A 23,343-nucleotide genomic window follows, 5' to 3' on the forward strand; every position below is an offset into this window, starting at 1 on the left:
GGATCAATAAAAGTTATTGTCCCACTGACTGTCACCATCTTCGTAATCTTGGAAATTCTCATCCCATTTGTCGAGCTTGACATGATCCTCCACGATTTTTTGAAGATGTTTTTGTTCAACTTTACTCCTTGTCTCGAACATAGCTAGCAGATTTTCCTTGCACTTAGTAACGTTCAGACCTTTTTCCAGTACGTCTTCTAAGACATACAAGATATCGTCTGTCATTTTAGCAAACAGCGTTAATACTGATCTCCACCACGCAGAAGCGAGAAGCGGCCCCAAGTCAATGCCACGGTTAGCACACAATTCCGAGGCGCTAAGATATTCCTGATACCGAAGGTGACCAAATCCAAAATCGCCATCCGCTGTCATCGGAACTAAAACATTACAAGGATCAATGAGTTCATGAACCGCGCGCCTCGCTTGCGGTTCACTTACACCGCTTCGTCGCCCAGCAATCCGGACGGCAGCATCTTCGAGATCTTTTAACGATGCAGAACGCGTATTGCGCGTATGCAAATAAAATGCAAGCTTTCTTGCTATAACTTCTAGGGCGGAATGGTGTGAGTCAACCCGTCGCGTCTTCTTATGAATGTCATAGTGACCATATAAAAGCTTAAAGCGCTCTGCATACATGCTTAACTCCCCCTCAGGCAAAGGCACATGATTCTCGGCCAGCACGCAAAGAATGGTAGCAAGGAGCGGGCTTCGGACTATTTCACGCAACTCACTTGCGTTATCGAGGTGCATTTCGACCGCACTAGCCATCTCAGGACTATCGATGAACCAACCCCGAACAAAATATCGGACTTGCTCATCTGTAAAAGGGAGCAAAGTAAGGCCAAGATATTGAATTTCATCTGTGTAACGCCCACTCATCCTAGAAGAAAGAATAATTTGACAATTAGTATAGGTTCTTTCCACTCCCTCAATCGCCTCTAGCACCCAAGGGGTTCGCTTTACGACCTCATCGACACCATCAAAAATAAAAGTAACACGTCGCTTGCTTTTAATAAAATTCGCCATCTCAATCGAACTGATGGCCTTCTCCGAAATAAGATAACTCGACAAACAACTTTCTAATTTTTGCACTGGGGACAGCGAACTTGAATCCGAAGGAAGCATTTTGTCCGCTAGAATTCGAGTTAAAGGCAAAAAGAGAGTCAATTCGTTATCTGGATCACGTCCCGACGCATACGCGGCGTACTGATGCAGTGTTGTAGATTTCCCTGCTCCAGCCTCGCCATACACTGCGCAATGAATTCCCGTTGCGAATACTTCGCGCAATGGCATACTAATACGCTGCGCCGGCATCAGGGGAGCATTATCGCCAATGACTTCTGGCGACAATACGCCCGAGAAATATTTATCGTCAAATATCGCCTCCAAGAACTTGAACAGACTTTGGCAGCGCGAGAAAAACTCTCGAATCTCGCTTGGGCTTTGCCCGCCTTTTGAAAGCAGCTTGATTCTTTTCGCAATCCAGCTTTTCTCTAACTCGACGCCACGAGCTAACACGCATCCGTCAATTTTTATTTGATAATCCGGCTCCGCCACTCTCTTAGCCATCCGCGCGCTTAACTGCTTATGCTTTTCCTTGACTGTCGCCAAATCTTTCAACAAAGCTGAAAGTCTCGTTTTCGCGGTTGATTTGAGAATTGCGATCTCGACCAAAATTTCCTGGGCGTGCGAATCACTCTCACCAATTAAGATACCAATCCGATCATGCACTGCCACGGTCGTTTGCCGGGCTTCTTGGAGAGACTGCAACTGAGCATTTAATGCTGAATTCACTGAACGAATCCTATGCAAACGCTGGCTTTCCTCAATCGTCAGCTCGCTCTTTGTTTTGGCTTGATTATTATTCCTTAGACTATCCAAATTGATTTCTTCGGTTAAGGCATCAGAAATAACTTGGCCGCTCCTTTCGACAAAGGAAAACAATATCTCCTCGATTTCCGACCGTATGCTGCCAATCTCCTTTAGAAGCATTTGATTAGCAGGAGAATGCCAACGCTCAAATTCGATCTCAAACTTAGCACACGCAACTGCAATTGATGGACTGAACATTTCATCTGCAACAAAAGGGACTGCGGCGGCTGCGAGCCCCTCAAAATTGGCCCACCGAGAACGAGGGATGGCGTATTCCGCCAGCGACGGCGAGAAAGTCGTCGAAAACAAACTTTTCGTTGTAATCTTTCCAACACCAAAATCTAAGTCGCAGTAAAAGTCGGCAATCCTTTTCTCGTTCGAGTAGTTAAGCGCGCTTAACAAATCAGCATTTGAAATATTCGAAAGAAGCTTTGCTTCCACCGCGAAGGATTGTCCGCAGATTTTCTCTGCAATATCGGGGAGCCGTCGAACCAATTCGCTAACAATCATACGCCCGTCAAGAATTCGCACACCTCGCGGCGCAAGACTGGCCACTCCTTCGAATCGACTTTCTAAAGCACGTGTATTGATTTCAAACGGCGTAATGAAGTAGACATACGTCGGCAATTGCGCCAGTCCGGACAGTGAGGGAACTTTCTTCTCTACTGCCTGTTGAAGTTGCCACACGATGCCGGCAAAACTTGTTGACTTCCCTGCTGCCGCTGAGGCCGTCGTTTTTTTTACTTGAATGACGCTGACTTCTTGGAAGCCAAAGTCTGCACCCTTCCGACAGATGATATCTTTTCCACCTTCAGAAGGACCACCGTGATAGTCAACTTGGTATCCCATGCTTTTGAATAGTGGGATGATGGCTACCTCAGTAAAGTCGGATTCCGACATAGCCTGAAGCTTTGAGATCAGTAGATCATCTCGTGTGACTGGCGTTTTTTCTTTTTTCATCGAATTTATTTCAAAATTTTTTCTCCAACTAATTGTAACGTCAAACACAGGCCTAGTCTCAGTGGTGCTTCCACGTTTGATTTGCAATCGCGAGGTTTAGCCGACACAGTGATGGCAAACCTGACAGGATGACCGACTCGACAATGGCGGTCACAGGATTGAAGCGTCTGATTGTTTAATTTTTTAATTTCAAGACCGGCACCGGCGGTACTTCCGGCGCCAGCTACCTGCGCAAGATGCTCGACGTGGTGCTGTTCCCGGAGTTGTTCGCGCTGCGCACGGCACTCTGAACCGCCCGGCGGGGGTGCGTGCAAGCGCAAAAAAAGCCTCGCGCGGAGTCTCCGCGACGAGGCTTTTTCACGAGACCGGGCAAGCGCCCGGTTTGCCGATGCGTATTCAGCCGGCAACGACCTGGAACGGATCTTCCACGAATTCTTCGAACCAGGTCGGTTCGCCTTCTTCCGGCAGGGCCGGTTCAAGCTGTTCGACCTCGACCTCGATCGGAGGGCAGACATTCTTGCATTTCGGCGGGGCAGGCACTGCGACGGCCGAGGTAGCGAAGGCAGCGGCGGCGATGGCGAGAACGATTTTTTTCATTGCTGGTCCTGGTGGTTGATTGTCGAATTTAGCCTGAAATTATTTCGGCTTGGAAATAGTATAAGCACCCTTGCTGCGGAAGACAACACACGGTGGGTAAGGTCGGTTCCCCCTGATAAGTCGACCGGAACAATGGCTTGACCCTGGGCGCCCGGCCGGGTGTATGATCGCATTGTTGTCATGATTTACAGAAACAATGCCATATTTACAAGAACCGCTCGCGCGCCCGTTTTCGCTCTATCTCGACCTGACCCGGCTGCTGGCCGCGGTCCTGGTCGTGCTCGCGCATTTCGAGTTCTTCGGCATCCTTCCCGCTGGCGCCTGGGGCGTCCTGCCGGACATGGGCCGCGAGGCGGTGATCGTCTTCTTCGTGCTGTCGGGCTTCGTGATCGCCTCCAGCACGGCCCAACGCAGCCCCTCCGCGCGCGACTATGCGGTGGCGCGGCTGTCGCGCCTGTACTCCGTGGTGCTGCCGCTGCTGCTGCTGGCCTTCGCCTGCGCGGCGCTGCTGCGCACGGCGACCGGCCTGGAGCCGACCTCCGCTTACACGCTCGCCAAGCCCTACGTCTACCTGCCCTTCCACCTGCTGTTCCTCGGCGAGCACTGGCAACTGGCGGAAGTGCCGCCCTTCATGCTGCCTTATTGGTCGCTCGGCTACGAGGCCTGGTATTACCTGCTGTTCGGCCTGGCCTGCTACCTGCGTGGCACCCGCCGCACGCTCGCGGTCGCGCTGGTGCTGGCCATCATGGGCTACAAGCTGTGGCTGCTGCTGCCGGTCTGGTTGAGCGGGGTCTGGCTCAGCCGCCTCTACCGCCGGAACAGCCTCCCGCGCATGGGCATCAAGACAGCGCGCCTCGGCTGGTGTGCCAGCGTGCTGGCCTTCGGCCTGTATTCGGCCGTCGACCTCGAAGGCAGCCTGCGCGCGGCCGCCCTGGCCTGGTGGCCGTTCGCCGGTCTGCCGCTGGGCAGCGCCGACCGTTTCCTGTCCGACTACCTGGTCTGCGCCATCGTGCTCGCCAACTTCGCCTGCGCACGCGACGCCCGCTTCACCGCGCTGCTGCGCTTCGCCCCGGCCTGGCAGCCGGCCGCCTCGCATACGTTCACGCTCTACCTGTCGCACGTGCTGGTGATCGAACTCTGGCTCGCGCTCTACCCGCACGACCCGCGCTCGACCATCGATGTGCTGGCCGTGACCATCCTCATCGCGGCCGCGACCGTGGCGCTTGGCGCCGTGACCGAGCGCCGGCGCCAGGACTATCGCGCGCTGTTCGAGCGGCTGCTCGGCGCAGGCCGCGGCCCCGTTTCGACGTACAATCGCCCTTGATCTTTTACCAATGGTGGAGGTGGTATGAAGTGCGACGTACTGATCGTGTCGGGCCTGTGGAATTCCGGCCCCGAACATTGGCAAACCCAATGGCAGGGACGCTACCCGCAATGGACCAAGGCCCCGCACCGCGACTGGAACTGCCCGGACCGCGACGAATGGGTGGCCGAGCTGGACGCCGCCATCGCCGCCTGCCAGGGCGCGCCGATCCTGGTGGCGCACAGCCTGGGCTGCATGCTGGTCGCGCACTGGGCGCACAGCGGCTCGCCGCTAAAAGTGGCCGGCGCCTTTCTTGTGGCGCCGAGCGATATCGAGGCCCCCTCCTACCCGGTGCCGGTCAACGGCTTCGCCCCGATCCCGCAGGCAGCCCTGCCCTTCCCGAGCATGGTGCTGGCCAGCGCCAACGACCCCTATATCACGCCCGAGCGCGCGCAGCTCCTGGCATCGAACTGGGGCAGCCGGCTGGTCGAGATCGGCGACGCAGGCCACGTGAACACCGAATCCGGCCACGGTCCCTGGCCTGAAGGCGAGCGCCTCCTGCAGGCCTTCTGCGACGAGATCGGACAATAGTCGAACATGACGATCCTGACGACCGCGCGCCTGCGCCTGGAGCCGATCTGCCTCGAGCACTATGCGGGCCTGCGCGTATTGAACGCCGCCCCCCTGGTTGCGCGCTTCATCGGCGGCAAGCCCGAAACCCCCGACGAAACGCTGGCGATGATCGAGCGCGTGCAGGGGCGCTGGCAAAGCTTCGGCTATTCGTGGTGGAGCTTCATCGAACACGAGACGGGCGAACTGGTGGGCGCCGGCTGCATCCAGCACCTCGGCCACGACCCGGCCAATGCCCACGAAATCGGCTGGCGCCTGCGCCCGGACCGCTGGGGACGCGGCTATGCCACGGAAAGCGCGCGGCGCATGGCGGCCTTCGCGTTCGAGGACCTGAAGGCGCCGCGGCTGGCGGCGATCTGCGATCCGCGCAACCTGGACTCCGCCCGGGTCATGCAGCGGCTCGGGATGCATTACCGCGGTGAAGATGTGTGGAACGCGCAGGCGGTCTCCGTCTACGACCTCGGCTTTGAAGCCTGGCAGGCTGCCAGGCTTACCTAGCTTCTATGCCGCACAAATGAAATCGGCCGCGGGGCATGGATTTGTTCCTCAAGGCAGGCTTGGCCGCGGTATCGTTGCGGGTTCAGGGATCCGGAGGACAGCAATGAAAACCTACCACGGCAGCTGCCATTGCGGCCGCGTGCGATTCGAGGCCGACATCGACCTCGCAGGCGGCACGATCAAATGCAACTGCACGATCTGCACCAAGATGCGCTTCTGGGCGGCGCAGGTGCCATCCGGTGCATTCCGCTTGACGAGCGGTGCGGAGGCGCTGCGCGAATACCGCTACGCCACCCGTCGCGACGCCCATTATTTCTGCGGCCAGTGCGGCATCAACACCTTCTCGACTGGCGAGTCGTCGGCGCTGGGCGCTTTTCATGCGGTGGTGCTGGCCTGTCTCGACGACGCTTCGGCGCAGGAACTGGCGGCCGCGCCGGTGCGCTATCTCGATGGCCGCAACGACAACTGGACCACGCCACCGCTCGACGTGCGCCACCTGTAAGCGCCGAAGCAGACCCGCCACGACCATGCACCGAAAACCAAGCGCCTACTCCATGTCCATCGCCTTCGCCCTGCTCGCCTATCTCTGCCTGTGGCCCGTGCCAATCCAGGCCGTGTCCTGGGACGCGCCGCGCGCGCCCGGATTCACCGGCCCGCACGCCGTCAACCAGCGCCTGGCGGGAATGCGCCAGATCGGCCTCGATGGCGAAGTCGGCCCGGAGCATGTCGCCATCGGCCCCGACGGCAAGCTGTACGTGTCCGTGGAGAGCGGGCGCATCCTGCGCCTGGCGCAGGACGGCGGCCGCCTGGAGGTGTTCGCCGCCACCGGCGGACGCGCGCTGGGCCTGGCCTTCGACGGCAGCGGCAAGCTGATCGTCGCGGACGCCTTCAAGGGCCTGCTGTCCGTCGACGCAAACGGGGCCGCGACCGTGCTGGTCAAGGCCGGTCCGGGCCAGCCGCTCACGTTTCCGAATGCGGTCGCGATTGCCGGCAACGGGAAGATCTTCCTCACCGATTCGTCCGCACGCTTCGCGCCGGCGCAATGGGCCACTACCAATGCCGCGGCCATACTCGAAGTGTTCGAGCAATCCGCCACCGGCCGGGTCCTCGAATACGACCCGCGCACCGAACGGCTGCGCGTGGTCGCGCAGGGTTTGAGCCTGGCCAACGGCATCGCCCTGAGCGCCGACGAACGCAGCCTGTTCGTGAGCGAGAGCGGGCGTTACCGGGTCTGGAAAATCGGCGTCGATGTGGTGGAGGCGGACGTCGCGGCCAGGCCGGCCGGCGTGCAGGTGCTGCTCGAGAACCTGCCGGGCTTTCCGGACAACCTCACGCGCGGCGCCGACGGGCGCATCTGGCTCGGCCTGGCCGGCCCGCGCAACGCGCTCGACGCGCTGTCGACGCGTCCCTTCGTGCGCGAAATGGCCTTGCGCATCCCGCGCGCCATGTGGGCGATGCCGGCGCCGTACGGGCATGTGATCGCGTTCACCGAAAACGGCGGCATCGTGGACGACCTGCAAGACCCCACCGGCAATTCGCCCACCACGACCGGCGCGACCGAGACCGCGCAAGGGCTGTACATCCACAACGTCGATAGCGCGGGCCTGGGCTTCATTGCCAGGCCACAGGCCATCGGCCAGGGAGGCCCACGATGAACGTGCTCGCAGCAATCCAGGCCATTTTCGCCGCCGCCTTCCTGCTGGTCGGCCTGGTTGCGCTGTTCGGCATCGGCATCACCGGCCTGCTGTTCCTGGTCCCCGCCGCACTGTTCGGCGCCATCGCGGGCATCGTACTGGACCGGTCGCGCGCCGCCACCGCGGCGGCCCTGGGGGTGGACGCCGTGCTCGCATGGTTGGCGCTGCGCATGCTCGGCACGCTGTTCGACGCACGCGCGGCCGGGCGCGCCGTCGCGGGTATCTGGCCGCTCGACTACCTGCTTCCCTGCGCGGTGCTGGCGCTGGTGGCGAGCGGCGCCATCGCGGCGGCGGCCGACTGGCGCGCGCTGCGTGATGCGTCGTGGTTCTAGCGGCTCCCGGACGGGCGTAAAAAAACCGGGGCACGCGCCCTAATGCTGTTCAGTTAAACGTAGGGTGGCCGGGGTCGTTCAGGCCAGTGGCCTGAACGACGAACGGCCGCGCGTCCAGCTCCGATGTGATCTGCCACAGCGCATCGGTGATGTGAACGCGCGGCCGGCGAAGCCGGCCACCCTACATTTTTATGCTAACTGAACGGCATTAGGGCCAGTGCCCCGGTTTCGTGTGCGACTTGAACGACACTTTACGCCGTCGTCGCCAGCAGCATCTCGTTCAGGCGTTTCACGAAGGACGCCGGATCGCTCAGGCTGCCGCCTTCGGCCAGCATCGCCTGGTCGAACAGGATGTGCGACCAGTCGCCGAAGCGCGTGCCGGCCGCGTCTTCGTACTTCAGGCGCGTCACCAAGGGGTGGTTCGGGTTGATCTCGAGGATAGGCTTGGACTCCGGCGCGTCCTGGCCGGCGGCCTTGAGCATGCGCAGCAGGTTACCGGACAGCTCGTTCTCGTCCGCGACCAGGCAGGCCGGCGAATCGGTCAGGCGGAAGGTCACGCGCACGTCCTTGGCCTTGTCGCCCAGGGCGGCCTTCATCTTCTCGACCAGTTCCTTGTAGCCGGCTTCGACTTCAAGGTGCTCCTTCTTTTCCGCCTCGTCTTCCAGCGAACCGAGGTCCAGGCCGCCCTTGGCCACCGACACCAGTTCCTTGCCTTCGAACTCGCTCAGGAAGGACAGCATCCACTCGTCCACGCGGTCGGTCATGAGCAGCACTTCGACGCCCTTCTTGCGGAAGATCTCGAGGTGCGGGCTGTTCTTCGCGGCGTTGAAGCTGTCGGCGGTGACGTAATAGATCTTGTCCTGGCCTTCCTTCATGCGTCCGATGTAGTCGGCGAACGATACGGTCTGCTCGCTCGACTCGTTCGACGTCGAGGCAAAGCGCAGCAGCTTGGCGATGCGGTCCTTGTTGGTCGCATCTTCGCCGATGCCTTCCTTGAGCACCTGGCCGAATTCTTTCCAGAAGGTCGTGTACTTGTCGCGGCCTTCCTGCTCGTCGGCGTTCGCCATTTCTTCCAGCATGCCCAGCACGCGCTTGGTCGAGCCTTCGCGGATCACCTTCACGTCGCGCGACTCCTGCAGGATCTCGCGCGAGACGTTCAGCGGCAGGTCGCTCGAGTCGATCACGCCCTTGATGAAGCGCAGGTAGGTCGGCATCAGCTGCTCGGCGTCGTCCATGATGAACACGCGCTTGACGTACAGCTTGATGCCGGCACGCTTGTTGCGGTCCCACAGGTCGAACGGCGCATGGCCCGGAACGTACAGCAGCTGGGTGTATTCGCTGCGGCCTTCGACCCGGTTATGGGTCAAGGTCAGCGGTTCCTGGAAATCGTGCGAGACGTGCTTGTAGAACTCGTTGTACTGCTCGGCGGTGATGTCGGCCTTGTTGCGGGCCCACAGCGCGCTGGCCTGGTTGACGGTCTCGAATTCGTCCTTGAGCACGGTCTGCTTCTGCTCTTCGTCCCACTCTTCCTTCTGCATCACGATCGGCAGCGAGATGTGGTCCGAATACTTGCGGATGATCGATTTCAGCTTCCACGACGACAGCAGCTCTTCCTCGCCCGCGCGCAGGTGCAGGATCACGTCGGTGCCGCGGCCCGCCTTTTCGATCGACTCGATGCTGTAGTCGCCTTCGCCGGTCGACTCCCAGCGCACGCCTTCGGAGGCGAATGCGCCGGCGCGGCGGGTGTTGACGATGATCTTGTCGGCCACGATGAAGCCCGAGTAGAAGCCCACGCCGAACTGGCCGATCAGGGCCGCGTCCTGCTGCTGGTCGCCCGACAGCTTGCTGAAGAATTCCTTGGTGCCCGACTTCGCGATCGTGCCCAGGTGCGAGATGACTTCGTCGCGGCTCATGCCGATGCCGTTGTCCGAAATCGTGATGGTGCGCGCGTCCTTGTCGAAGGACACCTTGATCTTGAGCTCATGGTCGTTGCCGAACAGGGCATCGTTGTTGATCGCCTCGAAACGCAGCTTGTCGGCCGCGTCCGATGCGTTCGAGATCAGTTCGCGCAGGAAGATCTCCTTGTTTGAATACAGGGAGTGGATCATCAGTTGCAGCAGCTGTTTTACTTCTGCTTGGAAGCCAAGGGTTTCTTTTTCGGCGACAGCCATGTTGTTCCTCGTGGTGGTTCAGGTTAAACGGATTGCAGCCATATAGGGATGGCGAAAGCGATTTCAAGGCCTGTTTTATAAAGTCAATGTTGCAATTATTCTAACCCGGCAGGGTAGCTCCGGCCAAGCCCTTGCCGGTAAACGTGTCGGACGCGGCTGGCTGGACGTACAATATCGGCTTCATTCACCGCATCGAAAAAAACCATGTCCGTCTACGACAAACTCAAAGAACTGAACATCACCCTGGCCGCGCCGGCCACCCCGGCCGCCGCCTACGTCATGTACGTGCAGACCGGCAACCTCGTCTTCATCTCGGGCCACATCGCCAAGAACGCTGACGGCTCGCCGAACGCCGGCATTTTGGGCCGCGACAAGACCACTCTGGATGGCCAGGCGGCCGCACGCTCGGTCGCGATCGACCTGATGGGCACCCTGCAGGAAGCCGTCGGCGGCGACCTCACGCGCGTCAAGCGCATCGTCAAGGTCATGAGCCTGGTGGCCTCGACCCCGGAATACAACGAACAGCACCTGGTCACCAATGGCTGCTCGGAACTGATCGGCGAAGTGTTCGGCGATGCCGGCAAGCACGCCCGCTCGGCCTTCGGCGTGGCCTCGCTGCCGCGCGGCACCTGCGTCGAAATCGAGATGATCGTCGAAGTTGCCTGAACAATTGTCTAAACAAATATGACATTTGTTTAGACGTATCGGTAGCGAGCCGGGCCTATCCGGACCGGCTCTTCCCGAAGCCGCCTACCCGGCGTGCTTTATAATGGCCCGGCACTACCGTGCGGTCCCTTCCTGTCAGTGAGAACAGTATGAAAATCGAGAATCCAAATCCTATCCAGTGGCAATTTTCGGAGCGCGCGCAGCAGCTGCAAAGCTCGTTCATCCGCGAAATCCTGAAAATCACCCAGCGTCCGGAGATCATCTCCTTCGCCGGCGGCCTGCCGTCGCCAGCCACCTTCCCGGTCGAGCGCATGAAAGCCGCTTACGACAAGGTGCTGACCGAAGCAGGCAAGGTCGCGCTGCAATACGGCCCGACCGACGGCTACGCGCCACTGCGGGAATGGATCGCGAATTCGCTCTCCACGGAAGGCAGCCGCATCCTGCCGGAACAGATCCTCATGACCTCGGGCTCGCAGCAGGCGCTCGATTTGCTGGGCAAGGTCCTGGTCGACGAAGGCAGCCGCGTGCTGGTCGAAACCCCGAGCTATCTCGGCGCGCTGCAGGCCTTCTCGGTCTACCGTCCCGAATTCAAATCGGTCGACACCGACGAGCACGGCCTGGTGCCCTCGTCGATCGCCGCCGTGGCCGAAGGCGCGCGCATGCTGTACTCGCTGCCGAACTTCCAGAACCCGACCGGCCGTTCGCTGTCGCTCGAGCGCCGCCACGAGCTGGTCGAGACCTGCGCCCGCTTCGGCATCCCGCTGATCGAGGACGATCCGTACGGCGCCCTGAGCTATAAAGGCGAGCCGATGCCGAAGATGGTCGCGATGAACCCGGACGGCGTGATCTACATGGGTTCGTTCTCGAAGGTGCTGACCCCGGGCATCCGCCTCGGCTACGTCTGCGCCCCGCTGCCGCTGGTGCGCCGCCTCGAGCTGGCCAAGCAGGCGGCCGACCTGCACACCGCCCAGCTCACGCAAATGGTCGTGCACGAAGTGGTCAAGGACGGCTTCCTCGACCAGCACATCCCGACCATCCGCAAGCTGTACGGCGACCAGTGCCAGGTGATGCTCGATGCGATGCTTGAGCACTTCCCGGGCAGCGTGACCTGGACCAAGCCCGAAGGCGGCATGTTCATCTGGGTGACCCTGCCGAAGAGCGTCGACGCCATGAAACTGCTGGACCAGTCGCTGGCCGCACGCGTGGCCTTCGTGCCGGGCGCGCCCTTCTACGCCAACGACCCGGCCAGCAACACGCTGCGCCTGTCCTTCGTCACGGTGCCGCCGGAACGCATCCGTGAAGGCATTGCCGTCCTCGGCAAGCTGATCAAGGACATGCTGTAAGCACACCCTGCGGGCGCGCCCACGGCCGCCCGCAGCACGACCGCCGGTTACCCACCATGGGTCGACCAAAAGTTGTAGGGCCGCAACAGCGATGTTTCTATGGGAAACGATAGTTGCCGCAGGCGAAGATGATGGGAGTATGATCTCGTCAGTCTGAACCGGCCTGAACCCCATGAATCATCCTGCTTTCGCAGTTCCCGCGCCCCTGCGCCAGGCCGCGATCCTGATTGTCGACGATGCCCCCGCCAGCCTCGGGCTGCTGCAGGATATCCTGCGCTGCCAGGGTTACCGCACCTTTGTGGCCACCTCCGGCGAACGCGCGCTCGACCTTGCCTGCCGCGTCCAGCCCGACCTGATCCTGCTCGACGTGATGCTGCCCGGCCTTGATGGGCTGGAAACCTGCAGCCGCCTGAAGAACCAGCCGGGCACCGCCGATATCCCCGTCATTTTCGTCAGCGCCTGTTCCGACACCGACGACATCGTCGCCGGCTTCGACCACGGCGCGGCCGACTATATCGCCAAGCCGCTGCGCCTGCCGGAAGTCTGCGCCCGGGTCCGGGCCCAGCTGCAGATCCGCGCGGCCAACCAGTCCCATACCCAGCAGGTCAAGCGCCTGCGCATGATCGTCGACGGCATGGACGAAGGCTTGATGCTGCTCGGCCAGGACGGCCGCATCCAGTATGCCAATCCGGCCAGCGAGCGCTGCCTGGGCTACAGCGACCGCGAACTGGCCGGCCGGCCGCTGGCCGAACTGGTGGCCGAACCCGCCGCCACCGAGGTCGCCGCCTGGTTCGCCAGCCTCGGCGACGCCATGCCGGAGCACTGCCGCGGCACGCGCGAAGTGCTGCTGCGCCTGCCCGACGGCAGCCTGCGCGCGATGGACCTGAACCTGTCGCCGATGACCACCGGCGAGCAGCTCTGGGTCGCCATGCTGCACGACATCACCCATCACAAGCAGTCCGCCAATGCGCTGCAGCGCGCCGCGCTGGCCGACCCGCTCACCGGCATCGCCAACCGCCGCCATTTCGACGCCTGCCTCGAGCGCGAATGGCAGCGCGCGATGCGCAATGCGAAGCCGCTGTCGCTGCTGGTCATCGACGTCGACCACTTCAAGCTGTACAACGACCTGCTCGGCCACGCCGCCGGCGACCAGTGCCTGCAGGCGGTGGCCAGCGCGCTGCAGGCCCACGCCCTGCGCGCAACCGACCCGGCCGCGCGCTACGGCGGCGAGGAATTCGTGCTGCTGCTGCCCGATACCCCGCATGCCGGCGCGTCCAGGGTGGCCGAAGCGATCCGCGCCGACGTCGAGCGGCTGCGCGTACCGAACCCGCGCTCGACCACCCTTGAATTCGTCACCGTCAGCGTGGGCGCGGCCACCATCGTGCCGACCAGTTTCGACGAGCTGCGCGCGCTGTTCCTGGCCGCCGACCGCGCCATGTACGACGCCAAGGCGGGCGGGCGCAACCAGGTGCTGACGGTCGGCGCCGGGTATGCCTGGGATGCGATGAGCCAGGCGCTGGCGCGCTGAACTACACCTGCTTCGGGTAGCCGGTGATGCGCGCGATGTCGCGGTACATCGGCTGCAGGCGCCGGTACATCTTCAGGTAGACCTCGCGGTACAGCCGATCATAAACGGCGTGGTTGGCCGCGATCGGCTCGAACACCTTCCCCACCCGCGTCATCGCGGCGATCGCCGTCGCAAAATCCGGGTACAGCCCCAGTCCCACCGCCGCATCGATGGCCGCCCCCAGTCCCGAGGTTTCATACACGTGCGGCCGCGAAGTCGGCAAACCGAAAATGTCGGCGGTGAGCTGCATCGCCGCATCGCTTTGCGAGCCGCCGCCCGACACCCGCAATTCGGTAATCCGGGTGCCGCTCCGGCGCTCGATGCGCTCCTTGCCTTCGCGCAGCGCATAGGCCAGCCCTTCCAGGATGGCGCGGTAGACGTGGGCGCGGGTATGCACATCGCCGAAGCCGATGATCGCGCCCTTGGCTTCGCGCCCCGGCACCCGGATGCCCGGGGTCCAGTAAGGCTGCAGCATCAGGCCCATCGAGCCGGGCGGCACGGCATTGGCCAGTTCGTCGAACAGGCGCTCGGGCGCCACGTCTTCCAGCAGGGCGCGCGACTGCTCGTGGTGGCCGAACTGCTCCTTGAACCAGCTCACCATCCAGTAGCCGCGGAAGACCTGCACTTCCGTGCTGTAGGCGCCGGGAATGGCGGCCGGATACGGCGGCACGAAGGGCGTCACCTCGACATAGCGCGTGCCGGTGGTGTTGATCGTGGCGGTGGTGCCGTAGCTCAGGCAGCCCACCTGCGGGGTGCTGCAGCCGGCCCCGATCACTTCGCAGGCCTTGTCGGCGGCCGCGGCCAGCAGCGGCAGGCCTTCGGGGATGCCGGTGTCCAGCGCTGCCAGCGCGCTGATCTCGCCCAGGCGCGTGCCGGGCTCGAACAATTCGGGCAGCATGCGCGGCTCGATCGCCAGCGCCTGCCATTTCCAGTCGCGCCGTCCCGCCCACTTGCGGCGGCGATAGTCGAAGGGAATATATGCGACCTGCGAGCCGGTCGAATCGGCATAGCGCCCGGACAGGCGGTAATTCAGGTAGCCGGAGAGCAGCAGAAATCGATGGGTCGCTTGCCACACCTCGGGCTGGTGCGCGCGGATCCAGTTGATCTCGGCCTCGCCGCGGAAATAGTCGATGGTGCCGCTCACCCGCGCCAGCCGGAAGGCCGTGCGCCACAGGGGGCCGATCGGCGGCACGGTCTCGGTGCGGCGCTGGTCGAGCCAGGTGATCGCCGGGCGCAAGGGTTTGCCGTTGAGGTCCACGTTGATGACGGTGCCACGCTGGGTGGTGACGGCCACCCCTTTGATGCGGCTGCGGTCGGCGCCGGGCTGGGCCCACAGCGCGCGGCAGGCCTGGCAGAGCGCCTGCCAGAAGCCTTCGGGGTCGTGCTCGGCCCAGCCGGGATGCGCGCTCGTGTAGTCCAGCAGCTGCACCTGCGACTTGGCGACGATCTCGCCTTTCAGGTCGAACAGCAGCGCGCGCACGCTCTGGGTGCCGTTGTCGATAGCGAGGATCAGGGGGTCATTCATGCAATGTTATTCTCGTCCGGAAAGCGTCCGTCACTCTACCGTATCGCGCCGCCCCGTCACAGGTTTGCCTGCTTGCGGCCGGGCTAGGGCTATAATTGACGGAATATCGAAAGCGCACACCGCACCTGGCGGCTACCGACGTGAACCCACATCTCGACCAGCTCCACCCCTACCCCTTCGAACAACTGCGCCGGCTGTTCGCCGGCGTGGTCCCGAACGACGCCTACAGCCCGATCAGCCTGGGCATCGGCGAACCGAAACACCCGACGCCACCCTTCATCGAAAAAGCCCTGACGCACGCGATGGCGGGCCTGTCCAGCTACCCCAGCACCATCGGGGGCGAGCTGCTCCGCGCGGCAATCGCCAGCTGGCTCGAGCACCGCTACGGCCTCCCGCCGGTCGACCCCGCCACCATGGTGCTGCCGGTGAACGGCTCGCGCGAAGCGCTGTTCGCCATCGCCCAGTGCGTGGTCGATGCATCGAAAGGCGATGCGCTCGTGATGAGCCCCAACCCGTTCTACCAGATCTACGAGGGCGCGGCCTACCTGGCCGGCGCCGAGCCGTATTACGTGAACTCGGAACCCGGCCGCAACTTCGCGCCCGATTTCGGCAGCGTGCCGGACGCCGTCTGGCCGCGCGTGCAGCTGCTGTACGTCTGCTCGCCCGGCAACCCGACCGGCGCCGTGCTCTCGCTCGAGGACTGGCGGCAGCTGTTCACGCTGTCCGACCGCCACGGCTTCGCGATCGCGGCCGACGAGTGCTATTCCGAGATCTATTTCGGCGCGACGCCGCCGCTGGGCGCGCTCGAAGCGGCGCACCAGCTCGGGCGCAGCAGCGGTGAACACCCGTATGCCAACCTGATCGTGTTCTCCAGCCTGTCGAAGCGCTCGAACGTGCCGGGCATGCGCTCGGGCTTCGTCGCGGGCGACCCGCAACTGATGAAGAAATTCCTGTTGTACCGCACCTATTGCGGCGGCGCGATGTCTCCGCCGGTGCAGGCCGCCTCGATCGCGGCCTGGGGCGACGAGCACCACGTGCAGGAAAACCGCGCGCTCTACCGCGAAAAATTCAGGCTCATCACCCCGCTGCTGCGCGAAGTGATGGACGTCGAGCTGCCCGACGCCGGTTTCTACCTGTGGGCCGACGTGCGCAGGACAAGCCTGTCGGACACCGACTTCGCACGCCGCCTCTACGCCGAATATAATGTCACCGTCCTGCCGGGCAGCTACCTGGCGCGCGAAGCGCACGGCGTCAACCCCGGCCGCAACCGCATCCGCATGGCGCTGGTGGCCGGTGTCGACGAAGGCCTCGATGCGGCGAACCGCATCAATGAGTTCTGCAAGACGCTGGCCTGAGCACCCCCAATTCATCCACTGAAGATCCATCATGACCCAACAACTCCAGAACATCATCGACACCGCGTGGGAACAGCGCGCGGACATCAGCCCGTCGAACGCGCCCGCCGAAGTGCGCGACGCGGTCGCCCACGTGCTGGCCGGCCTGGATGCCGGCACCCTGCGCGTGGCGCAGAAAGACACCGGCAGCTGGGTCGTGAACCAGTGGATCAAGAAGGCCGTGCTGCTGTCCTTCCGCCTCGAGAACAACGTCCCGGTGTCGGGCGGCGACGGCATGCAATTTTATGACAAGGTCCCGACCAAGTTCGCCGGCTACACGCCGGAAGATTTCGCCAAGGGCGGTTTCCGCGTGGTGCCGCCGGCCGTCGCCCGCCGCGGCAGCTTCATCGGCAAGAACGTGGTGCTGATGCCGTCCTACGTCAACATCGGCGCTTACGTCGATGAAGGCGCCATGGTCGACACCTGGGCCACCGTCGGCTCCTGCGCCCAGATCGGCAAGAACGTCCACCTGTCGGGCGGCGTCGGCATCGGCGGCGTGCTCGAGCCGATGCAGGCCAACCCGACCATCATCGAAGACAACTGCTTCATCGGCGCGCGCTCGGAAATCGTCGAAGGCGTGATCGTCGAAGAGAACTCGGTGATCTCGATGGGCGTGTACATCGGCCAGTCGACCAAGATCTACAACCGCGAAACCGGCGAAGTGACGTACGGCCGCGTGCCGTCGGGCTCCGTGGTGGTGTCGGGCAGCCTGCCATCAAGCGACGGCAAGTACAGCCTGTATTGCGCCGTGATCGTCAAGCGCGTCGATGCCCAGACGCGCTCGAAGACCGCGATCAACGACCTGCTGCGCGGGGATTGATGCGGTAGTTGGACGCGCGGTCGGGGAACCCGACCACCCTACGTAGGGTGGTCGGCTCCGCCGACCGCGCGTTCAACCGGCTGTTGCGCACCACAATTTCAAGGAGACGATGATGGCCATGGACCGCCTGTTCCAGCTGATGAAAGAGAAGAACGCATCCGACATGTTCTTCGCCGTGAACTCGCCGGTGCATATCAAGATCAACGGGAACCTCATCCCGATCAACCAGCATCGTCTCGAACCCGAGAACATCATCTCCCTGCTGTCGGAAATCGCCACGCCCGAGCAGATGACGGAACTCGACCGCGAAAACGAGCTGAACCTGGGCGTGTCCGTGCCCAACCTCGGCCGCTTCCGCCTGTCGGCCTTCCGTCAGCGCGGCTCGATTTCCGCCGTGTTCCGTTTCGTGCCGGCGAATATCCCGCCGATCGGCGAACTGGGGCTGCCGCCGGTGCTGTCCGAACTGATCATGGAAAAGCGCGGCCTGCTCCTGATCGTGGGCGCCACCGGTTCGGGCAAGTCGACCACCATCGCCTCGATGCTGGATCACCGCAACGAACAGCGCCCCGGCCACATCCTCACGTTAGAGGACCCGATCGAATACCTTTTCAAGAACAAGAAATCGATCGTCAACCAGCGCGAGATCGGCAGCGACGCCACCAGCTTCGGCACCGCCCTGCGCAACTCCATGCGCCAGGCGCCGGACTGCATCCTGATCGGCGAGATCCGCGACAAGGAAACCATGGCGGCGGCACTGGCCTATGCGCAGTCGGGCCACCTGGTGCTGGCCACCCTGCACGCGAACAACAGCTACAACGCGCTGAACCGCATCATCAGCTTCTACCCGATCGAGAACCGCGCCGCCCTGCTGCAGGACCTGTCGTCGAGCGTGAAGGCGATCGTCTCGCAGCGCCTGGTCAAGTCCGCCGCCGGCGGCCAGCGCCAGGCCGCGGTGGAAGTCATGCTCAACACCCGCTACATCGCCGACCTGATCGAAAAAGGCGAGATCGGCCAGATCAAGGATGCGATGGACAAGAGCCTGTCGCCGGGCTCGCAGTCCTTCGAGACCGCCCTGCTCAAGCTGGTGAAAGACGAGCTGGTGACCCAGGAAGAAGCGCTGGCCAATGCCGACTCGGCCACCAATTTGCTCTGGTTGCTCAACAATGGGCCGGACAACCAGCAACAGCCGGAAGAGCAGCAGAAACCGGGCGCCGATCCGTCCAGCGCTTCCTTCACGGAATTCACGCTCAACACCTGAGTCCAGCCGTCCGCTCCTGAAAACCGCCCCTGTGTAGAATCCTCACAGGGGCGTGCTGTGCTATCCTCCCGCCTTTCCAAAAATACCATCAGCCTGCGCACTCGCGCGGGCGCAACGAGCTACGCCCATGACCATTACCCTCCACGGCATCCCCAACTGCGACACCGTCAAGAAAGCCCGCACCTGGCTGGCGGACAACGGCCACGACTTCACCTTCCACGACTTCAAGAAGCAGGGCTTGAGCCGCGAACTGGTCGCCGGCTGGCTGGAAGAACTCGACTGGGAAACCCTGGTCAACCGCAAGGGCACGACCTGGCGCAATTTGCCTGACGAGCGCAAGGCGCACGTCACGGACAAGGCCAGCGCGCTGGAGCTGATGCTGGAGAACCCATCCGTGATCAAGCGCCCGGTGCTTCTAGGTGCCGGCCCGGTCTCGGTCGGCTTCTCGCTAGAGCAATACGCGGCCAGGTTCGCCAAATGAAGCCCTCGCGCACCCTGCTTCTCACCGAAGAGCTGATCGCGCTGGATTCGGTCACCCCGCACGACAAGGGCTGCCAGCAAACGCTCATCAAACTGCTCGCACCGCTGGGTTTTGTGTGCGAGACCATCGAATCGAACGGCGTGACCAACCTGTGGGCGCGCAAGGGCACCACCAGCCCGGTGTTCGTCTTCGCCGGCCACACCGACGTGGTGCCGACCGGCCCGGTGCAGCAATGGGAATCGGCGCCCTTCGTGCCGACCCGGCGCGACGGCAAGCTGTATGGGCGCGGCGCCTCGGACATGAAAACCTCGATCGCGGCGATGGTCGTCGCCTGCGAGGAATTCATCGCGGCGCACCCGGACCATAAAGGCTCGATCGCTTTTCTCATCACCAGCGACGAAGAAGGCCCCGCGACGGACGGCACCGTAGTCGTGTGCGAACGGCTGGAAGAGCGCGGCGAGACGTTTGATTACTGCCTGGTGGGCGAACCGACATCGAATCACGTGATGGGCGATACCATCAAGAACGGCCGCCGCGGCTCGCTCTCCGGCCACCTGGTGATCAAGGGCATCCAGGGCCATATCGCCTATCCGCACCTGGCGCGCAACCCGATCCACCAGGCAGCGCCGGCGCTGGCCGAACTGGCGGCGGAGGTCTGGGACGAAGGCAACGAATACTATGCGCCGACCAGCTGGCAGGTCTCCAACATCCAGGGCGGCACCGGCGCCAACAACGTGATCCCGGGAAGCATGAGCCTGGAATTCAACTTCCGCTTTTCCACCGCCAGCACCGCCGACGGCCTGGAAGCGCGGGTGCATGCGATCCTCGACCGCCATTGCCTGGATTACGATCTGGAGTGGACGCTGTCGGGCCAGCCCTTCCTCACGCCCAAGGGCACCCTGTCCGACGCACTGTGCGTGGCAATCCAGGATGAGCTGGGCGTGCAGACCGAATTGTCGACCACCGGCGGGACCTCGGATGGGCGCTTCATCGCCCGCATCTGCCCGCAAGTGATAGAATTCGGGCCTCCGAACGCCAGCATCCACAAAATCGACGAACACATCGAGCTGCGCTACATCGACCCCCTCAAGAATATCTACCGCCGCACGCTCGAACAGTTGCTGGCGTTTTGCACATGAAGCAGTAAAAGAACGAACAGGACAGGAGAAGGCCATGACCACCACCAATTTCAGCACGCCGCGCGACCTGCTGCGCTATGCCATCACCCGCTTCAACGGCGCGAAGCTGTTCTTCGGCCACGGCAGCGCCGAGGCCTTCGACGAGGCGGCCTACCTGGTCCTGCATACCCTGAAGCTGCCGCTGGACCGCCTCGAGCCCTTCCTGGACGCGAAACTCCTGCAGGAAGAAGTGCTGCAGGTGCTGTCCGTAATCGAGCGCCGCGTCAGCGAGCGCGTGCCGGCCGCCTACATCACCAAAGAGGCGTGGCTGGGCAGCTACCACTTCTACGTGGACGAGCGCGTGCTGGTGCCGCGTTCCTTCATCGCCGAACTGATCCCGAATACCTTCAGCCCGTGGGTACAGGACCCGGAAGCGATCGACAACGTGCTGGAACTGTGCACGGGCAGCGGCTGCCTGGCGATCATGATGGCCGACGCCTTCCCGAACGCCGTGGTCGACGCGGTCGACATCTCGAAGGATGCGCTGGCCGTGGCCGAGCACAACATCCGCGAGTACAAGCTTGAAGGCCGCGTCAACCCGATCGAATCGGACCTGTACACCAACGTGCCGTTCAAGAAGTACAACCTGATCGTCTCGAACCCGCCGTACGTGAACAGCGCGTCGATGGGCAAGCTGCCACCGGAATACCAGCGCGAGCCGCAAATCGCCCTCGCGGGCGGCGAAGACGGCATGGACCTGGTGCGCAAGATCGTCGCCGGCGCCGCCGAACGCCTGACCCCGGACGGCGTGCTGGTGGTCGAAATCGGCAACGAAGCCGAATACGCGGAAGCCGCCTTCGGCCACCTCGGCCTGACCTGGCTCACCACCAGCGCCGGCGATGACGCCGTGTTCCTGCTTACTGCCGAACAGCTGCAAGCCAAATAAATTAGTCATTCGGTCACCGCCTGGTGACTGATCGATGTCCGTAGGGTGGGCGGGTCTCCCGCCCGCGCGTTCAACCGGCGTATGCGCTACGCAAATGTCATTTGAACGCGCGGGCGGCGAAGCCGCCCACCCTACGCAAATCCCAATATAGTTAGTCTCCCATGATCCGATTCCAGAACGTCAGCCTGATGCGCGGCACCAAGCCGCTGCTCGTGGACGCCGACCTTACCCTCAACCCCGGCGACAAGATCGGCCTGATCGGCGCCAACGGCGCCGGCAAATCGAGCCTGTTCGCGATGCTGCGCAACGAGCTGCATGCCGACCAGGGGTCGATCGACTTCCCGACCAAGTGGCGCATGGCCTACGTGGCGCAGGAGACGCCGGCGCTGGACCGCCCGGCCCTGGAATACGCGATCGACGGCGACGTCAACCTGCGCCGCCTGCAGGCCGAACTCGAACGCCTGGAAGCGCACGAGGACATGGACGCACACGGCATGGCGCTGGGCGAAGTGCATGGCGCGCTGCTCGATGCCGATGCCTACACCGTGCAGTCGCGCGGCGAGCAGCTGCTGCTCGGCCTGGGCTTCTCGCTCGACCAGATGCAGCAGCCGGTGGCGAGCTTCTCGGGCGGCTGGCGCATGCGCCTGAACCTGGCGCAGGCGCTGATGTGCCCTTCCGACCTGCTGCTGCTCGATGAACCGACCAACCACCTGGACCTGGACGCCATCATCTGGCTCGAGGACTGGCTCAAGCGCTATCCCGGCACCCTGGTCATCATTTCGCACGATCGCGACTTCCTGGATGAAATCGTCAACGTCATCGTCCACATCGACGAGCGCAAGCTCAAACGCTACGGCGGCAACTACTCGAGCTTCGAGCGCCAGCGCGCCGCCGCGATGGTGCTGGCCGCCAGCGCGATGGAAAAGCAGCAGCGCACGCGCGCCCACCTGGAATCCTTCATCAACCGCTTCAAGGCGCAAGCCACCAAGGCGCGCCAGGCCCAGAGCCGCATGAAGGCCCTGGCCAAGATGGAAGAACTCGCGCCGCTGCGCGCCGCCGCCGAATTCTCGTTCGAGTTCCGCGAGCCGCTGGCCGCTCCGAATCCGCTGCTGGTGCTGGACAACGTGAATGCCGGCTACCACCTGCTGGACGAGCACGGCGACAAGGTCGGCGCCAAGACCATCGTCAAGCGCATCAACTTCTCGCTGCAGATCGGCCAGCGCATCGGCCTGCTCGGCGTGAACGGCGCCGGCAAGTCGACCCTGATCAAGACGATTGCCGGCGAGCTGGCGCCGCTCGAGGGGATTGCCACCCTCGGCAAGGGCCTCTCGATCGGCTATTTTGCCCAGCACCAGGTCGAGATGCTGCGCCACGACGAATCGCCCCTGTGGCACCTGGCCAAGATCGCGCCGACCGTGCGCGAGCAGGAGCTGCGCAACTTCCTGGGCAGCTTCAACTTCCCCGGCGAGATGGTCAGCAGCCCGATCAAGCCCTTCTCGGGCGGCGAAAAGGCGCGCCTGGCGCTGGCCCTGATCGTGTGGCAGCGCCCAAACTTGCTGCTGCTCGATGAACCGACCAACCACCTCGACCTCGAAACGCGCGAAGCATTGACGATGGCGCTGGCCCAGTTCGAAGGCACCGTGGTCCTGGTATCGCACGATCGCCACCTGCTGCGCGCCACCACCGACGAATTCATCATCGTCGCCGACGGCAAGCTGCAGCCCTTCGACGGCGACCTGGACGACTACAAGGAATGGCTGTTCAAGACCAAGCTCGGCAAGGGCACGGTCACCCTGCCCACCATCGCCCCGGCGACGATCACGGCGGCGGCGACCGAGGCCAGGGCCGCGCTGGCCGCGGCGGCGCCGGCCGAGCGCAAGGACCAGAAGCGCGTGGAAGCCGGCGAGCGCCAGCGCATTGCCGCGCTGCGCAAACCGATCGAGAACCGGGTCAAGCGCCTGGAAGAACAGATGGCCAAGCTCAACGAGAAGAAGGCCGGCATCGACGCCGCGCTGCTCGACCCGGCCGTCTACGAAGCCGGCCAGAAGGAGCGCCTGAAGACCCTGGTGGCCGACCAGGCATTCGCGGTGCGCGACCTGGAGCAGCTGGAAACCGAATGGATGACGCTGCAGGAACAGCTCGAAGGCCTGGCCGCTTGACCAAGGCCA

The 23,343-nt window shown here is 62.9% G+C and carries 20 protein-coding genes and 1 pseudogene; 17 read left to right on the plus strand and 4 right to left on the minus strand.

Annotation, left to right across the window (positions count from 1 at the left end; all coding sequences use genetic code 11):
• Nucleotides 1–3 precede the first annotated feature (3 nt).
• Nucleotides 4–2,832, minus strand: a complete 2,829-nt coding sequence (locus AC56LR_RS18870; protein WP_497132598.1) for an NACHT domain-containing protein — start codon at nucleotides 2,830–2,832, stop codon at nucleotides 4–6.
• Nucleotides 2,833–3,020: 188 nt separating this feature from the next.
• Between AC56LR_RS18870 and AC56LR_RS18875 the strand changes: the two are divergent.
• Nucleotides 3,021–3,122 (plus strand): annotated as a pseudogene (locus AC56LR_RS18875) (tryptophan 2,3-dioxygenase); the annotation flags it as partial.
• A gap of 106 nt (nucleotides 3,123–3,228) precedes the next feature.
• Here AC56LR_RS18875 and AC56LR_RS18880 read toward each other — a convergent pair.
• Nucleotides 3,229–3,429, minus strand: a complete 201-nt coding sequence (locus tag AC56LR_RS18880) for a hypothetical protein (RefSeq protein ID WP_497132599.1) — start codon at nucleotides 3,427–3,429, stop codon at nucleotides 3,229–3,231.
• A 196-nt stretch (nucleotides 3,430–3,625) separates the two neighbouring features.
• On the opposite strand from AC56LR_RS18880, the gene AC56LR_RS18885 reads away from it, so the two are divergent.
• The 6 genes from AC56LR_RS18885 to AC56LR_RS18910 all read left to right on the plus strand — a co-directional run bounded on the left by AC56LR_RS18885 (nucleotide 3,626) and on the right by AC56LR_RS18910 (nucleotide 7,886).
• Nucleotides 3,626–4,753, plus strand: coding sequence for an acyltransferase family protein (locus AC56LR_RS18885; protein ID WP_497132601.1), 1,128 nt, complete (start codon nucleotides 3,626–3,628; stop codon nucleotides 4,751–4,753).
• Nucleotides 4,754–4,777: 24 nt separating this feature from the next.
• Complete coding sequence (locus AC56LR_RS18890) at nucleotides 4,778–5,323, plus strand: RBBP9/YdeN family alpha/beta hydrolase (RefSeq protein WP_497132603.1); 546 nt, start codon at nucleotides 4,778–4,780, stop codon at nucleotides 5,321–5,323.
• Between the two features lie 6 nt (nucleotides 5,324–5,329).
• On the plus strand, nucleotides 5,330–5,860 hold the full coding sequence (locus AC56LR_RS18895; protein WP_497132605.1) for a GNAT family N-acetyltransferase: 531 nt from the start codon (nucleotides 5,330–5,332) through the stop codon (nucleotides 5,858–5,860).
• Nucleotides 5,861–5,963: 103 nt separating this feature from the next.
• Nucleotides 5,964–6,362 (plus strand): GFA family protein, encoded by a 399-nt coding sequence (locus tag AC56LR_RS18900; protein ID WP_497132607.1) that lies wholly within the window; start codon nucleotides 5,964–5,966, stop codon nucleotides 6,360–6,362.
• Nucleotides 6,363–6,414: 52 nt separating this feature from the next.
• Nucleotides 6,415–7,515: an SMP-30/gluconolactonase/LRE family protein gene (locus AC56LR_RS18905; protein ID WP_497132608.1), complete on the plus strand. Its 1,101-nt coding sequence runs from the start codon at nucleotides 6,415–6,417 to the stop codon at nucleotides 7,513–7,515.
• Complete coding sequence (locus AC56LR_RS18910) at nucleotides 7,512–7,886, plus strand: hypothetical protein (protein WP_497132610.1); 375 nt, start codon at nucleotides 7,512–7,514, stop codon at nucleotides 7,884–7,886. Before AC56LR_RS18905 ends, AC56LR_RS18910 begins: the two co-directional genes overlap by 4 nt.
• 251 nt (nucleotides 7,887–8,137) lie before the next feature.
• Here the strand turns inward: AC56LR_RS18910 and htpG are convergent, their stop codons facing one another.
• Complete coding sequence (gene htpG / locus AC56LR_RS18915) at nucleotides 8,138–10,057, minus strand: molecular chaperone HtpG (RefSeq protein ID WP_497132612.1); 1,920 nt, start codon at nucleotides 10,055–10,057, stop codon at nucleotides 8,138–8,140.
• 204 nt (nucleotides 10,058–10,261) lie between these two features.
• On the opposite strand from htpG, the gene AC56LR_RS18920 reads away from it, so the two are divergent.
• The 3 genes from AC56LR_RS18920 to AC56LR_RS18930 all read left to right on the plus strand — a co-directional run bounded on the left by AC56LR_RS18920 (nucleotide 10,262) and on the right by AC56LR_RS18930 (nucleotide 13,594).
• Entirely contained in the window at nucleotides 10,262–10,723 is a 462-nt protein-coding gene (locus AC56LR_RS18920; protein WP_497132614.1) for a RidA family protein, read from the plus strand.
• Between the two features lie 149 nt (nucleotides 10,724–10,872).
• Nucleotides 10,873–12,066: an aminotransferase-like domain-containing protein gene (locus tag AC56LR_RS18925; RefSeq protein ID WP_497132616.1), complete on the plus strand. Its 1,194-nt coding sequence runs from the start codon at nucleotides 10,873–10,875 to the stop codon at nucleotides 12,064–12,066.
• A 172-nt stretch (nucleotides 12,067–12,238) separates the two neighbouring features.
• Entirely contained in the window at nucleotides 12,239–13,594 is a 1,356-nt protein-coding gene (locus AC56LR_RS18930; RefSeq protein WP_497132618.1) for a diguanylate cyclase, read from the plus strand.
• Between the two features lies 1 nt (nucleotide 13,595).
• On the opposite strand, the gene AC56LR_RS18935 is transcribed toward AC56LR_RS18930, so the two are convergent.
• Entirely contained in the window at nucleotides 13,596–15,158 is a 1,563-nt protein-coding gene (locus tag AC56LR_RS18935) for an FGGY-family carbohydrate kinase (RefSeq protein WP_497132619.1), read from the minus strand.
• Between the two features lie 140 nt (nucleotides 15,159–15,298).
• Between AC56LR_RS18935 and dapC the strand changes: the two genes are divergently transcribed.
• The 7 genes from dapC (at nucleotide 15,299) to AC56LR_RS18970 (ending at nucleotide 23,334) form a co-directional block, all read left to right on the plus strand.
• Nucleotides 15,299–16,513, plus strand: coding sequence for a succinyldiaminopimelate transaminase (dapC, locus tag AC56LR_RS18940; RefSeq protein WP_497132620.1), 1,215 nt, complete (start codon nucleotides 15,299–15,301; stop codon nucleotides 16,511–16,513).
• 31 nt (nucleotides 16,514–16,544) lie between these two features.
• Nucleotides 16,545–17,372: a 2,3,4,5-tetrahydropyridine-2,6-dicarboxylate N-succinyltransferase gene (gene dapD / locus AC56LR_RS18945; protein ID WP_497132622.1), complete on the plus strand. Its 828-nt coding sequence runs from the start codon at nucleotides 16,545–16,547 to the stop codon at nucleotides 17,370–17,372.
• 112 nt (nucleotides 17,373–17,484) lie between these two features.
• The gene (locus AC56LR_RS18950; RefSeq protein WP_497132651.1) at nucleotides 17,485–18,630 is read left to right on the plus strand and encodes a PilT/PilU family type 4a pilus ATPase; all 1,146 of its coding nucleotides are present in this window, start codon (nucleotides 17,485–17,487) and stop codon (nucleotides 18,628–18,630) included.
• 127 nt (nucleotides 18,631–18,757) lie between these two features.
• The gene (locus AC56LR_RS18955; protein ID WP_497132623.1) at nucleotides 18,758–19,111 is read left to right on the plus strand and encodes an ArsC family reductase; all 354 of its coding nucleotides are present in this window, start codon (nucleotides 18,758–18,760) and stop codon (nucleotides 19,109–19,111) included.
• Complete coding sequence (dapE, locus tag AC56LR_RS18960) at nucleotides 19,108–20,250, plus strand: succinyl-diaminopimelate desuccinylase (protein WP_497132625.1); 1,143 nt, start codon at nucleotides 19,108–19,110, stop codon at nucleotides 20,248–20,250. Before AC56LR_RS18955 ends, dapE begins: the two co-directional genes overlap by 4 nt.
• Nucleotides 20,251–20,284: 34 nt before the next feature.
• Complete coding sequence (gene prmB, locus AC56LR_RS18965; RefSeq protein ID WP_497132626.1) at nucleotides 20,285–21,175, plus strand: 50S ribosomal protein L3 N(5)-glutamine methyltransferase; 891 nt, start codon at nucleotides 20,285–20,287, stop codon at nucleotides 21,173–21,175.
• Between the two features lie 161 nt (nucleotides 21,176–21,336).
• Nucleotides 21,337–23,334, plus strand: coding sequence for an ATP-binding cassette domain-containing protein (locus tag AC56LR_RS18970; protein ID WP_497132628.1), 1,998 nt, complete (start codon nucleotides 21,337–21,339; stop codon nucleotides 23,332–23,334).
• The last annotated feature ends 9 nt before the right edge of the window (nucleotides 23,335–23,343 follow it).

The organism is Telluria sp. ZT3P39 (assembly GCF_059685935.1).

Excerpts from the sequence above, each read along its gene's own strand:
- AC56LR_RS18870 (WP_497132598.1), bottom strand. The coding sequence starts at position 2,832 with ATGAAAAAAGAAAAAACGCCAGTCACACGAGATGATCTACTGATCTCA.
- AC56LR_RS18880 (WP_497132599.1), bottom strand. The coding sequence starts at position 3,429 with ATGAAAAAAATCGTTCTCGCCATCGCCGCCGCTGCCTTCGCTACCTCG.
- AC56LR_RS18885 (WP_497132601.1), top strand. The coding sequence starts at position 3,626 with ATGCCATATTTACAAGAACCGCTCGCGCGCCCGTTTTCGCTCTATCTC.
- AC56LR_RS18890 (WP_497132603.1), top strand. The coding sequence starts at position 4,778 with ATGAAGTGCGACGTACTGATCGTGTCGGGCCTGTGGAATTCCGGCCCC.
- AC56LR_RS18895 (WP_497132605.1), top strand. The coding sequence starts at position 5,330 with ATGACGATCCTGACGACCGCGCGCCTGCGCCTGGAGCCGATCTGCCTC.
- AC56LR_RS18900 (WP_497132607.1), top strand. The coding sequence starts at position 5,964 with ATGAAAACCTACCACGGCAGCTGCCATTGCGGCCGCGTGCGATTCGAG.
- AC56LR_RS18905 (WP_497132608.1), top strand. The coding sequence starts at position 6,415 with ATGTCCATCGCCTTCGCCCTGCTCGCCTATCTCTGCCTGTGGCCCGTG.
- AC56LR_RS18910 (WP_497132610.1), top strand. The coding sequence starts at position 7,512 with ATGAACGTGCTCGCAGCAATCCAGGCCATTTTCGCCGCCGCCTTCCTG.
- htpG (WP_497132612.1), bottom strand. The coding sequence starts at position 10,057 with ATGGCTGTCGCCGAAAAAGAAACCCTTGGCTTCCAAGCAGAAGTAAAA.
- AC56LR_RS18920 (WP_497132614.1), top strand. The coding sequence starts at position 10,262 with ATGTCCGTCTACGACAAACTCAAAGAACTGAACATCACCCTGGCCGCG.
- AC56LR_RS18925 (WP_497132616.1), top strand. The coding sequence starts at position 10,873 with ATGAAAATCGAGAATCCAAATCCTATCCAGTGGCAATTTTCGGAGCGC.
- AC56LR_RS18930 (WP_497132618.1), top strand. The coding sequence starts at position 12,239 with ATGAATCATCCTGCTTTCGCAGTTCCCGCGCCCCTGCGCCAGGCCGCG.
- AC56LR_RS18935 (WP_497132619.1), bottom strand. The coding sequence starts at position 15,158 with ATGAATGACCCCCTGATCCTCGCTATCGACAACGGCACCCAGAGCGTG.
- dapD (WP_497132622.1), top strand. The coding sequence starts at position 16,545 with ATGACCCAACAACTCCAGAACATCATCGACACCGCGTGGGAACAGCGC.
- AC56LR_RS18950 (WP_497132651.1), top strand. The coding sequence starts at position 17,485 with ATGGCCATGGACCGCCTGTTCCAGCTGATGAAAGAGAAGAACGCATCC.
- AC56LR_RS18955 (WP_497132623.1), top strand. The coding sequence starts at position 18,758 with ATGACCATTACCCTCCACGGCATCCCCAACTGCGACACCGTCAAGAAA.
- dapE (WP_497132625.1), top strand. The coding sequence starts at position 19,108 with ATGAAGCCCTCGCGCACCCTGCTTCTCACCGAAGAGCTGATCGCGCTG.
- prmB (WP_497132626.1), top strand. The coding sequence starts at position 20,285 with ATGACCACCACCAATTTCAGCACGCCGCGCGACCTGCTGCGCTATGCC.
- AC56LR_RS18970 (WP_497132628.1), top strand. The coding sequence starts at position 21,337 with ATGATCCGATTCCAGAACGTCAGCCTGATGCGCGGCACCAAGCCGCTG.